Source organism: Kibdelosporangium persicum (assembly GCF_013280595.1).
GTDB lineage: Bacteria > Actinomycetota > Actinomycetes > Mycobacteriales > Pseudonocardiaceae > Kibdelosporangium > Kibdelosporangium persicum.
Genome location: NZ_JAAATY010000024.1, coordinates 118,826 through 131,246, shown reverse-complemented (window position 1 = coordinate 131,246; position 12,421 = coordinate 118,826). Strand labels below are relative to the sequence as shown.

The window sequence follows — 12,421 nt, the reverse complement described above, 5'->3', positions numbered from 1 at the left end:
CATGTTCGCGCCCAGGGACCCAGACGAGTACCTGCTCGACTCGGAACGACGAGTCATTCGGGTGCGCAGGCATTGGACGGTGCTGGCGTGGGACGTCTTCGAGGCGGCGGCCCTGCTGGCCGTTGCCGTGATGATCTCCTACATCCTGCCGTCGTCGATGTGGTTGTTGCAGAACGTGCTCTGGTACGCGGCGTTGATCGTGCTGCTCCGGTTCGCCTACCTCGTGATCGAGTGGTGGGTGGAGCGGATCGTGGTGACCGACAAGCGGTTCATGCTGACCACTGGCGTGTTCACCACGAGAGTCCTGATGATGCCGATCGGCAAGGTGACGGACCTCACGTACGAACGCTCGTGGGTGGGCAGGATCTTCGGATACGGCACGATGGTCGTCGAGTCCGCGGGTCAGATCCAGGCACTGAACCGGATCAACTACTTACCAAAGCCGGAGCAGGTCTACGACGCCATCTCCGAACTGGTGTTCGGTGACAAGAAGGCACAGGCCGAGCGGTTCTCGATGATCAAGGCGAAGAAGGCCGCCTTGGGCAAGAAGGCCAACGGCTAGCAGGGTGAGCCATGCCATGCAGCACACTGGATGGCATGGTGATCGATCTGCACACGCACTCGTCCGTCTCGGATGGCACGGACACGCCTACCCAGTTGATCACCACGGCGGCCGCCGCCGGGTTGTCGACGGTCGCGCTGACCGACCACGACACCACGGCGGGCTGGGCTGAAGCCGCCGCGGCGCTGCCGGCCGGGCTGTCCCTGATCCGGGGCGCCGAGCTGTCCTGCACATCGCCCAACGGGCGCGGTGGCACGGCCACCGTGCACCTGTTGGCGTACCTCTTCGACCCGACCGCGCCCGCGATCGTGGCCGAACAGTCGCGCCTGCGCGCCGAACGCCGTGCCCGGCTGCACAAGATGGCCCGGCGCATGGCCGCCGACGGCTATCCCGTCGACGCCGACGAGCTGATGGCGGGGTTACCGGAGGACTCGCCAGCCGGCCGTCCGCACCTGGCCATGGCCCTGGTGAAGGCCGGTGTCGTGCAGACGGTCGACGAGGCGTTCGCTGTGTTCCTCAACTCGAACGGCCGGTTCCACGTCAGCCGCCGCGACACCCCCGTGCACACCGCGATCGAGATGATCGCCGACGCCGGTGGCGTCACCGTGCTGGCACACGCGTTCGCCCACCACCGTGGGCCGACCGTGACGGCCGACGTGATCAAGGAACTCGCCGCGGCCGGGCTGACCGGCCTGGAGGTCGACCACCCCGACCACGACGAGGCCACCCGGGCGGAACTGGCCGAACTGGCCGGGGACCTGCGGCTGGTGCGGACCGGCTCCAGCGACTACCACGGGACGAACAAGACGATCAGGATCGGCCAGGAGTCCACGTCGCCGGAGGCGTTGGCAGAACTGGTCTCCCGCACCTCCGGCGTCCCCGTACTGCACGGCTAGGCCGTGTTTCAAATGCCCGATCGCGATAGCCGGGCCGGATGCGGCCCCTGACGCCACCGCGGGACCGCCCAAAGACAACCAGTATTCGCGGCGATCCCGCGGCGACGCCAGGAACCGCCCCACCGAGCCGATTCCGGCCTCCGGCCGGGGCAGACTCTCATCGACCGGGACATTCGAAACACGACCTAGCCCAGATTCAGGCGGTGCAGAACCGCACCTCCGGGTACTGCGTGGACGGCTCGTCCAGCAGCGGTTGTGGCACGCCGCGAAGGTGGAGGTCGTAGAACGCCCGCACGTAAGCCCGGGTGATCACGGCCGTTCGGTCCGCAGGCAGCGGGCCCCCGCCCGCCAGGCCGAGCTGTTCGCCCAGCAGGCCGACGTCGGTGAAGGACGCGTGCCTGGTGCCGTCCACCAGCAGCCACCGTTTCCACGAAGTCATCCGTTGCCACTCATTGACCCAGCCCGTGTTCTGTTCAGGGCCGCTGCCTTCCGAACCGAGGAACATGAAGGGACGGTCCAGCTCGGCAGTCGGCTTGTCCTCGTGCGAGCCGCCGTCGATGTCGATGCCCGCGCGAATCCGCCGGTCGGCCAGCATGGCCCGGATCGTGCTGATGCCGCCGACCGAGTGGCCGCCCATCGCGATCCGGTTCCGGTCGATCATCGGGTACCTCCTGGTCAGCTCGTCGAGCACGAACGAGACATCCGCGGCGCGGCCTGCCTCGAGCTTCAGCCAGAAAGCCCGGTCGTGCGGGACGTCACAGGAGGCGCAGGTGGCGACGCGCCCGTCCGGGAAGGACATGCCTGTGTTCTCGTAGGTGTGGTCGACCGTGGCCACGATGTAGCCGGCGCTGGCCAGTTCTTCGGACAACGTGCTCAGCGTGGCGCGAGTTTTGGTGTAGCCAGGGGAGAGGACCACGAGCGGCCGCCTGCCCGGAGCCGGGAGCGCGTCGGTGAACGAGTTGGTCCTGACCGTGGTCAGGATTTCGGGCGGTACGCCGGGAATGCCCGCGAGCAACAGCCTGGATTCGTCCGCGGTCATGTACTTCGCCCGTCGCGTGCCCGTGGTCCACGCCGGGTACCGCAGGGTGAGCATCAGCTCCCGGGGGCCGCCGACCCACGGGTCCGCGCGGGACAAGTCCTTGAGGTACAGGGACTTCGCGCCGACCGCGTACCGGCCGGTCGGTTCGGGCAGGAACAACGCGGTCTCCGCGGCGGCTGGGTGACCGGTCGCGAGCGTCGCGGTCACGGCGACCGCCGTCAAGGCTCGAAGCATCTTGGTCTTCCTTTCAGGACAGGCGACGACGGATCAACCGGAACGACAACCACGTCAGCAAGGCGGTGAGAGCCAGGTAGACGGCCAGCTCCAACGCCTGCAGTCCCCAGAACCGGCTGGCGGGCTGATACGTCAGCTCCTGGCGGTAGCCCAGTGAGGTCAGCTTCGCGAAGCAGGCAGTCGGTGGGCCAGGCGGCGGGCCTGCCTGGTTCGGCAGCGTGACGCTGCATTCCGCGAGCGCGACGGCTTCGCCCAGCTTGATCGGATTGCCTGCGGGGTCGACGGTTTCGTTGGACAGCAGCCACGAGCCCGGCTGGTTCTCCACCCCCAGTCGCTCCACCCTGCCGGACTCGTTGATCCCGATCATCGTGATGTTCTCTTCGGTGATCGCGACCGTCTGCTGGTCCGGCGGCACGATGTACGGCCGTACTGCCACCGGGACGATGAGCTGCACGGCGATGTAGGCGACGAGCGTGACGGCCATCGCCGCGACCGTCCGCCGAACCAGGATCCCGACCGTCACACCGAGGACGAACGCGAAGGCGGAGTACCCGATCGGCACGATCCCGCGCGCGGCGAACACCACCGGCTCCATCCGGGCACCGAAACTCGAATTCGGGGTGGTCAGGGTCGCGGTGTCGATCGGACCGGCCCACCAGCTGACCACCAGGCCGGCCAGCCCGCCGACGGTCACGGCCACGAGCCCGGCCGTGCCGAGTTTGACCGCGAGCCAGCGGCCACGCGTGACGGTTTGGTTCCACACCAGGCGGTACGTGCCCGTTTCCAGTTCACGGGTGATCAGCGGCGCGCCCCAGAAGATTCCGATGATCGGCGGGATCGCGTACAGCACGATCAGTCCCGCGTAGTAGAGCGAGTAGTCCAGATCGGTGATCTGGTCGAACAGGGACTGCGCGTCGGCGGCGGACGGCAGCTGGATGATCACCAGGACGATCGCGAGCGTGACGACGATGGCGGCGACGGCCGCGGCGGGTAACCGGAACTGGCGCCAGGTCAACCAGATCATCGCAGCACCTCCAGCGCGGGACGGGTTTGCGGGCGGCTCATGTAGGCCAGGACGAGGTCCTCGATGGTCACCGGGCTGACCGACCACGCCGGGTCGAGGATCGGCTCGCTGGTGTGGACCAGCAGCGTGGTCTGCCGGTCGGTGTGACTGACCGAGAGGACCTGCTGGTTGCGCGGCAACGTGTCGACGTCCCGGCGCGGGCCGGTCAGCCGGAAGTGCGTGGCCAGCAGTTCGTCGAACTCGCCGGAGATCCGCACGCGGGAGTCCATCAGGACGATCAGGTGGTCGCAGACCCGTTCCAGGTCGGCGACCAGGTGCGACGAGAGCACGACGCTGAGCCCGTGCTCGGCGACGCTCTCCATCAGGTCCTGCATGAACTCCCTGCGCGCCAACGGATCCAGCGCGGCGACCGGCTCGTCGAGCAACAGCAGCCGCGGCCGTTTGGCGATGCCGATCGTGAGCGCGAGCTGGGCGCGTTGCCCGCCGGACAGCTTCCCGGCCTTCTGTGCCGGATCGAGACCGAGCCTGGTGATCCGTTCGTAGGCGAGTGCGTTGTCCCAGCCGGGATTCAGCTGTGCGCCCAGGTGCAGGTGTTCGGCGACGGTCAGCCCGGCGTACGTCGGCGTCTCCTGGGCGACGAACCCGACTTTGGCCAGCTGCTCGGTGCCGCTGCCGGGACGGCCGCCGCACACCTCGATGATGCCTTCGGTCGGCGTGAGCATGCCCGCGGCCAGGTTGAGCAGCGTCGACTTGCCTGCGCCGTTCGGGCCGACCAGCCCGGTGACGTGCCCCGCGGGGATGTCCAGCGTGCAGTCGGCCAGTGCCCGCCGCCGTCCGTACTTCCTGCCCAGTCCTTGGGCTCTGAGGATCACGCTATGTCCTCCTGCGCGGCGGAGCGAAAGGTGGTGGTGAACAGGGCCTCGATGCTCTCTTCGTCGAGACCTGCCTTGCGGGCCCTGGAAAGCCACCGCACCAGGTCGTGGCGCAGCGCGCCGAGCGCGGCGTTGGACCCGTCGTTGAGCGTGGCGGTGACGAACGTGCCGACGCCGGGACGCGCGGCGACCAGCCCGTCGTGCTCAAGCTCGCGATACGCCTTGAGCACCGTGTTCGGGTTGATGGCCAGCTGCGCGACCACGTCCTTGACCTTCGGCAGCTGATCGCCCTCCCGCAGCAGACCGAGCCGCAGCGCGTGCCGTACCTGCTGGACCAGCTGTTGGTACGGCGACAGGCCGGATCTGCCGTTCAGATGGAACTCGATCACGACTTCCTCCATTTATCTATCTAACTAGTACTATAGAGGAAGTGTCCCGCCGACTCCCAGCGTGGCGTCGTGAGCGTTTATCAGGGTTAGAACACGGCTAAACACTCACGAGGGGTTACCTGCGGTTTTGGCTGTGTCCTGTTTGGATGGGCGGGTGGCACTGGCTGACTACTTCGACGCGCGGATGTTCACCGCGACCACCATCACGCTGGTGGTGATCATGGACCCGCCGGGCACCATCCCGGTGTTCCTCAGCCTGGTCGGCCGCAAGTCACGGGCGGCGCGGGCCAAGGCGGCCCGGCAGGCCGTGCTCGTCTCGCTCGCGGTGATCAGCCTGTTCGCCATCGGCGGCCAGGCGATCCTGTCGTACCTGCACATCGGCATCCCGGCGTTGCAGGGCGCGGGTGGGCTGTTGTTGCTGCTCATCGCGTTGGACCTGCTGCACGGCAGCGGTACGACCGAGGCGCAGGAAGTCGAGGACGTCAACGTCGCCCTGGTGCCGCTCGGCACGCCGTTGCTCGCCGGGCCTGGGGCGATCGCGGCCACGATCGTGTTCGTCAGGCAGGCGGAAGGCCAGACGGGCGCGTACGTCGCGCTCGGACTCGCGATCCTGGCCGTGCACTTCCTGTTGTGGATCTGCCTGCGCTTCTCCGGCGTGGTGATCCGGTTGATCAAGGAGAGCGGGATCGTCCTGCTGGCCAAGATCGCAGGTCTGCTGCTCGCCGCGATCGCGGTGCAACTCCTGGCCGACTCCGTTCGCGGTTTTGTCAGTGGCTCCGGGTAACTTGGACGTGTGCAAGGGCAGCTCGGATTCGACAGCATGCCGAAGAAGCTGGTGCGGGTCACCCCGTCGAAGCTGGCGACGTGGATGGACTGTCCACGCCGCTACCGGATGACTTACGTGGACCGCCCGGCTCCGCAACGCGGCGGCGCGTACGCGCACTCGACATTGGGTGCCGTCGTGCACAACGCGTTGCGCGCCTTCTTCGACCTGCCGTTGGAGAAGCGCACGCCCGAGGCCGGTGCGGCACTCGTGACGACCCATTGGAAGGACGACGGTTTCGCCGACTCGGCGCAAGCCGCGACCTACCGCGACCGCGCCCGTGAGTGGGTCGCCCGCTACCTGGCCGAGACGGACGTGACGGTCGACCCGGTCGGGCTCGAACGCTGGGTCTCGGCGCCGGCGGGCACGATCGTGGCCGAGGGCCGGGTCGACCGCATCGACGACCGCCAGGGCGAACTGGTGATCATCGACTACAAGACCGGCAGGCAGGCGCTGACCACCGACGACGCCCGCGGCTCGCAGGCGTTGGCGATGTACGCCATCGCGACCACCCGAACGCTGCGGCGCAAGTGCAGGCGTGTGGAACTCCACCACCTGCCCACGGGCGAAGTCGCAGTGTGGGAGCACACCGACGAGTCGTTGGCGCGCCACCAGGCACGAGCGGAGGAGACAGCCGAGGAACTGCAGCTCGCGACCGACACACTCGAAGCAGGCGGCGATCCCGACGTGTTGTTCCCGCCGCAAGTGGGAAGGCAATGTTCATGGTGCGACTTCCGTCGCCACTGCCCAGAAGGCCAGGCGGCAGGGCCGCCGACGGCCCCGTGGGGGATGTTGCCCCCATGATCTCCGAGCAGGCGACCGAGGAACTTTCCACCCAGGATTCGGCGGCGGTGGCCGAAGAAGAACCCCGGCGCCGCAAGGGCCGTTTCTGGCGAGAGCTGACCGGCGCGCTGGCGGCGGGCCTGGTCGTCCTCGCCCTGGCCGTGCTCGTCCTGCAGATCATCTCCTGGGCGAACGGCGTCCCCGGCCTCGGCGTGGTCGAGCTGATCGGCCACATCGTCGGCGCGGGCGTCGCGGTCTACGCCCAACGCGTGATCGACCGCAGACCCGGCCGCCCGGCTCTGCTCGCGGGCTTCGGCTTAGCCGCGACCGTGGTGCTGGTCCTGGTCCTCTTCTGGTGGATCTGAACTACCGCGGGGAACGTTCGCAACGCGACCCGGTCCTGTCGGGCGTGAGGTCACGCTCGAAGCAGACGGACAGCGTCGAGCCGATGTAGTTGCCGAAGAGCGGGATTTCGCGGTAGCCCTCACGGCGGTAGAACCGCAGGGCGTCAGGCTGTGCGGTGCCAGTCTCCAGACGTACCGTGTGCCAGCCCCGCTCGACGGCGGCTGCCTCCAACGCGCGCAGCAGGCTGGTCGCGACCCCGGTCCCGCGCATCTGCGGCACCACGTACATACGTTTGATCTCGGCTGATCCGGAGTCCAACTGCCGCAGCGCGCCGCACCCGACGGCCTTCCCATCGCTCACCGCGACGAGGAAGACGTCCGTGTCGGCCGCTGACGGCGGCGGGCCGGGCTCGTGGTCCGAGCTGCCGTAGCGTGCGTCGAGTTCGACGCGTTGCTGTCGTCGCAGCTCAGCGCCTTCCGGGTCGTCCCACCGTCGCGTTTCGATCAGCATCATCCACTCCCTCGTAACATCTGTTACCGTAACAGCTGTTACGGCTTCGAGGGGAGTGCGATCCGTGTCACGAACCGCCCACCAGGTCGAGCTTTCCCGTGCGGTGTGGGACGTGCTGGCCAGCCAGGGAATCGAACGCCTCACGATCCGCGCGGTCGCCGCCGCGGCCGGCTGCACGACAGGCCTGGTCATGCATCGGTTTCCCAACCGGCATGCGCTGCTGAAGCATGCCCGTCAGCTCCTGCACGAACGGACCCGGGAGCGAGCCGATGCGCTCGAAGCCGAAGCCGGAAACCCGCGCGCCGCGCTACGGGCCGTTCTCGCGCAGGGAATGGCACTGGACGAGAGGACCGCGGCCGAAAGCATTGTCTGGATGGGGTTCCTGGCCGCGGCAGTCGGCGACGAAGACCTGCTCACGTTGCACCGCACGAACAACAAGGCCTGGCGGGTACGGATCAGCAGGCTGGTCTCCGCGACCGAGCCGGACTGGCCGGAAGAACGAGTCACGACAACGGCTTTCGCGCTGATCGCGATGGTGGAAGGCGCGGCCGCCCTCGCGTCCACAGACCCAGCCGCCTACCCGGCTGCCGTACAGTCGGCGATGCTCGACGCGACCCTGGCGGGATTCGGACTGACCTAGGTCGTGTTTCGGATGTCCCGGTCGATGAGAGTCTGCCCCGGCCGGAGGCCGGAATCGGCTCGGTGGGGTGGTTCCTGGCGTCGCCGCGGGATCGCCGCGAATACTGGTTGTCTTTGGGCGGTCCCGCGGTGGCGTCAGGGGCCGCATCCGGCCCGGCTATCGCGATCGGGCATTTGAAACACGGCCTAGGCCAGCCACATTCGCCACGTCGACAGCAGAACACCCAGCAGCGCCTCGGGATTCTCGACGGCCGGCGAATGCCGAGCGCCTGGGATCACGGCGAAGTCGGCGTCCAGCCGCTCGGCCATGTCCCGCTGGGCGGAGATCGGCCAGGCGTCGTCGGCGGCGCCGCAGGCCACGAGGCACGGCGTGGCGCTGGTTTCCAGTCGCCGCGCGAGACTGTCCACGAGGTCGGGCTCGGTCCGCAGGCCGACGGCCATGCCCAGCAGGCATTCCCGGCTCGTCCGGCGGAACCGGTACGTCAGGAACTCCCGCAACTCCGCGGGCAACTGAAGCCAAGCGGGGTCGTTCTCGTACATCGCCCGGCGGAACTCCGCCAGTGTCTCGATCCCGTGCTCGCGCAGCACCGGCTCGGCCAAGTCGAGCATCTTGCGTCGTGGGCCGACCGGCAGTTCGCCAGGTCCGCTGCTGAGCAACGTCAACCCGCGAACAGGCGCCCCGGCCAGGACGGCGCCACGGGACACCAACCCGCCGTACGAATGCCCGAGCAGAAGCACGGGCCGCCCGTCGGCAGCGAGCTTTCCGACGACCTCGGCGACCATGCCTCCCAGCGACGCGGGCAGATACGCTTCGAGATCGATCGGCCCGGGGGAGTCGTACTGCCCGGGCAGGTCGATCGCGATCGGCTCGATGCCCGCGTCCGCGATCGGGTCGATCAGCGGTGCGAAGTCCTCTTTGGACCCCGTGTAACCCGGTACCAGCAAGGCGATCGGCGTCTGGCCAGGGACCGGCCGGCGAAGTGCGGCGAGCGGGCCGTGGCGGCCGGGCAGTTCGACGTGGTCGGCGCCGTGCGCGGTGATCTGCGAGGCGGTCATCGCAGTGCGACCAGAGTCGGGCCACGCTGTTCCAGGACCATGGGGCCGAGCGTCGACATCCGCACGGGGCCGTTGTACCCGTCGCGGTTCACCGCGGTCTGCGCGACACGCGCGCCGGTCACCTGGTCGGTCACCACGTAGGCGTCCTTCACCGGTAGTAGCAGGTATCCGGCGAACACCGTGCCGGTACCGAGCGTGTTCTCGATCGTCCACAGTGGTCGCAGGTCCTGAGTGGACAGTGCGATCGTGCGGGTCCCGGTGAACCAGAACACGGCGTCGGTTCCCCTGGTCACCGAGGCCACGCCGCGGGCCGGATCGGCGGCGAGGTCGGCATCGGGCACCGAGACCGGGTATTCCCGCACCTTGTTGCCCTGGCCGTCGTACACCAGGATCCGGGACGGGTTGGGCATCGCGATCGCCGTGTAGGTCTCGTTCATCGCCAGCACCTGAGCGTTGGTGCCGCCGACGGTGATGCTGAAGTCGACGATGGGGGTGTCGCTCTCGTTCTCCTTGCCCGTCGGCTTGTACACCGTGAGCCGGTCGTCCCCGGTCGCTGCCGGGTCGGCCTTGGCAGGGCATCGTTCGATCACACCGATACGGCCCTGCGTCACCGCGATCGAGCCGTACGTGCAGCCGGCCCGAGGCTGTTTGTCCGGGTTCACGATGTCCGGCACGGCGCCGTACTCCATGGTCTGCACCAGGTCGCTGCGCCACGTGTTGATCAGGCGCTTCCCGGTCGCCGTCACGTGCGCGCCGTCGGACACCAACTGCGTATCCGCTTCGGCGTCGCCGTTGCGTTGCCGGTCCCGTTCGCCGCTGGCGGCTTTGAGCGAGGTCACCTCGCTGCAGTTGCCGTTCTTGAACGGGTCGTCCGACGGCAGGAAGTTGGCAGGCTTGCGGTACACCGCGACCACGTCACTCCAGCCCTCGCCGACCGTGCACAGTGGAATGTCGCGGGCGTAACGCCAACGGACCTTCCCGGTGTACGGGTCACGCCCGACGACCTCGGTGCCGTCGCCGGTGACCACTGCCGGGCCCACGGCGACGGGGATGGGAGTGGCGCCGCTGGGCGCCCGCCACGCCTCGCCGAACGACGGCGGCAGCGTGCTGGGCGCCTCCGGCACCTCGACGTCCGCCGGGCCGGTCTGCGACGACGTCGCGGCGAAGTCGCTGTTCGTGCCGATCAGCACCCAGCCGGCCACCACCGCGACGACGATGAGCAACACCCCGACGAAGTCACGGCGGCGGTGGAACGACGTACGCGGCGGCCTCGGCGGCTCCTCGTGCACCGGTCCGTCAAGGACATCCTCGTGTGAGACGGCCGTGCCGTGCCCGTCGTGCTCGGCGGTCTCCGGCACGTCGCCCTCCTCGAGATGCTCGCAAAGTCCTTACTTCACGGTACTCACGAGGTTTCGCCCGCGTCACGGACCACCTCGACACCGCCACGGCGGCGCCGGCGCTGGCGGGGCGGCTGGTCAGCGGCCTTCTCACCGGTGTCCGACGAGGCCGCGGGTGCCTCCTCGGTCGCGGTGACGTCGGCCGTGACGTCCTGACCGGCCCGGCGGCGCCTGCGCTGACGCTGCCTGGGCGGACGCTCCTCGCCGTCACCCGCCGGAGTGTCGTTCGTGCGTGACGACGACCGCGTGCTGCGCGACCCGCCACCGCCACTGCCACCGCCGCTGCGCCGACGGCGCTGCTTCTTGCCGCCAGAGAGGTCTTCCTCCTGCTCGGCGTCCAGGCCGGCGCGGGTCTGCATGTTCTCCGGCAGCCTGCCGGTGGCGTCCGCGGGGATGCCCAGGTCGGTGAACAGGTGCTCGGAGGTCGAGTACGTCTCCACCGGCTCGGGCATGCCCAGCTTGAGGGCGTCGTTGATGGCCTTCCAGCGGTACTCCTCGTCCCAGTCGACCAGGGTGATCGCGACGCCGGTGCGCCCGGCCCGGCCGGTGCGGCCGATCCGGTGCACGTAGGTCTTCTCGTCCTCCGGGCACTGGAAGTTGATCACGTGCGTGACGTCGTCGATGTCGATACCGCGCGCCGCCACGTCGGTCGCGACCAGCGCGTCCACCTTGCCGGCCCGGAACGCGCGCAGCGCCTTCTCCCGGGCGCCCTGGCCCAGGTCACCGTGCACGGCCGCGGCGGCGAACCCCCGCTCGGTCAGGTCGTCGGCGACCTTCTGGGCGGTCCGCTTGGTCCGGGCGAAGATCATCGTCAGGCCGCGGTCCTGGGACTGCAGCGCCCGCGCGACGATCTCCTCCTTGTCCAGCGAGTGGGCGCGGTAGACGAACTGACGGGTGCGCTCGTGGATGGCGCCCTGGTCGTTCTCCTCCGCCCGGATGTGCGTCGGCTGCTGCAGGAACGTGCGGGCCAGCGTGATGATCGGGCCCGGCATCGTGGCCGAGAACAGCATGGTCTGCCGCTCGTCGGGCACCATGCCGAGGATCCGCTCGATGTCGGGCAGGAAGCCGAGGTCGAGCATCTCGTCGGCCTCGTCGAGCACGAGCGAGCGGACCTTGCCGAGCACCAGGTGACGCTGTTCGGCCAGGTCGAGCAGCCGTCCGGGGGTGCCGACGACCACGTCGACGCCCTTGCGCAACGCGGAGATCTGCTGCTCGTACGGGCGGCCGCCGTAGATGGCGAGCATCCGCACACCCAGGTGCTTGCTCGCGTCGGTGAGGTCGTGCGTGACCTGCAGGCACAGCTCGCGGGTCGGGACGACGATGAGGGCCTGCGGGGTGCCGTCACCCGGCGTCTGCAGGCGGTGCAGGACCGGAACGCCGAAACCGAGGGTCTTGCCCATGCCGGTCCGGGCCTGGCCGATGATGTCCTCGCCGGCCATGGCCAGCGGGAGCGTCAGCTCCTGGATGGCGAACGTGCGCTCGATGCCCGCGGCGGTCAGCGCCTTGACGATCTCCTCACGGACGCCGAACTCGGCGAACGTCGGGGAGTCGGACGCGACCGGGGCATCCGCCAGCAGCGGATGCGAAGTGTCGGTGTCGGGAACGCCGGCCTCGCTGTGTTCCAGTACCAGCGGATCCAGCTTGTCGTTGTGGGTTGAACTCAGGGTGATCGCCTCTCTTTACCAGTGCGCACTGCCCTGGTCGGGCCGCTCGACCGCTGCATGGCGCTGGGGCACCTGCGCGGGAGGGCCAGCTTGGCGTGCACACACCCTCCGCGTGACGGGCCTTGCCGTCACGGTCTTCATAACGTCGCCTCACGGCGTTGGGTACGCCGGGCGTCATACCGAGTCTA

General features: G+C 68.8%; 14 protein-coding genes. 6 read left to right on the top strand and 8 right to left on the bottom strand.

Going from position 1 to position 12,421, the window contains the following annotated elements; all coding sequences use genetic code 11:
• The first annotated feature begins 1 nt into the window (after position 1).
• Together GC106_RS33600 and GC106_RS33595 are read left to right on the top strand one after the other, a co-directional pair.
• The gene (locus GC106_RS33600) at positions 2-562 is read left to right on the top strand and encodes a PH domain-containing protein (protein WP_173138908.1); all 561 of its coding nucleotides are present in this window, start codon (positions 2-4) and stop codon (positions 560-562) included.
• Between the two features lie 35 nt (positions 563-597).
• Entirely contained in the window at positions 598-1,458 is an 861-nt protein-coding gene (locus GC106_RS33595; protein WP_173138906.1) for a PHP domain-containing protein, read from the top strand.
• Positions 1,459-1,654: 196 nt separating this feature from the next.
• Here the strand turns inward: GC106_RS33595 and GC106_RS33590 are convergent, their stop codons facing one another.
• Genes GC106_RS33590 through GC106_RS33575 form a run of 4 tightly spaced genes read right to left on the bottom strand, consistent with a single transcriptional unit; the run spans position 1,655 to position 5,016 of the window.
• Positions 1,655-2,731, bottom strand: coding sequence for an alpha/beta hydrolase family protein (locus tag GC106_RS33590; protein WP_173138904.1), 1,077 nt, complete (start codon positions 2,729-2,731; stop codon positions 1,655-1,657).
• Positions 2,732-2,744: 13 nt separating this feature from the next.
• Positions 2,745-3,755, bottom strand: a complete 1,011-nt coding sequence (locus GC106_RS33585; protein ID WP_173138902.1) for an ABC-2 membrane transporter-related protein — start codon at positions 3,753-3,755, stop codon at positions 2,745-2,747.
• Entirely contained in the window at positions 3,752-4,627 is an 876-nt protein-coding gene (locus tag GC106_RS33580) for an ABC transporter ATP-binding protein (RefSeq protein ID WP_173138900.1), read from the bottom strand. The genes GC106_RS33585 and GC106_RS33580 overlap by 4 nt, the downstream gene beginning before the upstream one ends.
• Positions 4,624-5,016 (bottom strand): GntR family transcriptional regulator, encoded by a 393-nt coding sequence (locus GC106_RS33575; protein WP_312873076.1) that lies wholly within the window; start codon positions 5,014-5,016, stop codon positions 4,624-4,626. The genes GC106_RS33580 and GC106_RS33575 overlap by 4 nt, the downstream gene beginning before the upstream one ends.
• 154 nt (positions 5,017-5,170) lie before the next feature.
• Here GC106_RS33575 and GC106_RS33570 point away from each other — a divergent pair, with 154 nt between their 5' ends.
• Genes GC106_RS33570 through GC106_RS33560 form a run of 3 tightly spaced genes read left to right on the top strand, consistent with a single transcriptional unit; the run spans position 5,171 to position 6,987 of the window.
• Complete coding sequence (locus GC106_RS33570; protein ID WP_173138896.1) at positions 5,171-5,800, top strand: MarC family protein; 630 nt, start codon at positions 5,171-5,173, stop codon at positions 5,798-5,800.
• 36 nt (positions 5,801-5,836) lie between these two features.
• On the top strand, positions 5,837-6,643 hold the full coding sequence (locus GC106_RS33565) for a RecB family exonuclease (protein ID WP_173138990.1): 807 nt from the start codon (positions 5,837-5,839) through the stop codon (positions 6,641-6,643).
• A complete protein-coding gene (locus GC106_RS33560; protein WP_217281297.1) occupies positions 6,640-6,987 on the top strand; it encodes a hypothetical protein in 348 nt (115 codons plus the stop codon). Before GC106_RS33565 ends, GC106_RS33560 begins: the two co-directional genes overlap by 4 nt.
• A gap of 1 nt (position 6,988) precedes the next feature.
• Here GC106_RS33560 and GC106_RS33555 read toward each other — a convergent pair whose 3' ends face one another.
• Entirely contained in the window at positions 6,989-7,477 is a 489-nt protein-coding gene (locus tag GC106_RS33555; protein WP_217281296.1) for a GNAT family N-acetyltransferase, read from the bottom strand.
• Positions 7,478-7,541: 64 nt separating this feature from the next.
• Here GC106_RS33555 and GC106_RS33550 point away from each other — a divergent pair, with 64 nt between their 5' ends.
• Positions 7,542-8,117, top strand: coding sequence for a TetR/AcrR family transcriptional regulator (locus tag GC106_RS33550; protein ID WP_312873074.1), 576 nt, complete (start codon positions 7,542-7,544; stop codon positions 8,115-8,117).
• Between the two features lie 185 nt (positions 8,118-8,302).
• Here the strand turns inward: GC106_RS33550 and GC106_RS33545 are convergent, their stop codons facing one another.
• The 3 genes from GC106_RS33545 to GC106_RS33535 are packed head-to-tail and all read right to left on the bottom strand — an operon-like array spanning position 8,303 to position 12,200.
• The gene (locus tag GC106_RS33545) at positions 8,303-9,172 is read right to left on the bottom strand and encodes an alpha/beta fold hydrolase (protein ID WP_173138890.1); all 870 of its coding nucleotides are present in this window, start codon (positions 9,170-9,172) and stop codon (positions 8,303-8,305) included.
• Complete coding sequence (locus tag GC106_RS33540) at positions 9,169-10,530, bottom strand: Rv3212 family protein (RefSeq protein ID WP_173138887.1); 1,362 nt, start codon at positions 10,528-10,530, stop codon at positions 9,169-9,171. The genes GC106_RS33545 and GC106_RS33540 overlap by 4 nt, the downstream gene beginning before the upstream one ends.
• Before the next feature lie 44 nt (positions 10,531-10,574).
• Positions 10,575-12,200, bottom strand: coding sequence for a DEAD/DEAH box helicase (locus GC106_RS33535; RefSeq protein WP_173138986.1), 1,626 nt, complete (start codon positions 12,198-12,200; stop codon positions 10,575-10,577).
• Positions 12,201-12,421: the final 221 nt, after the last annotated feature.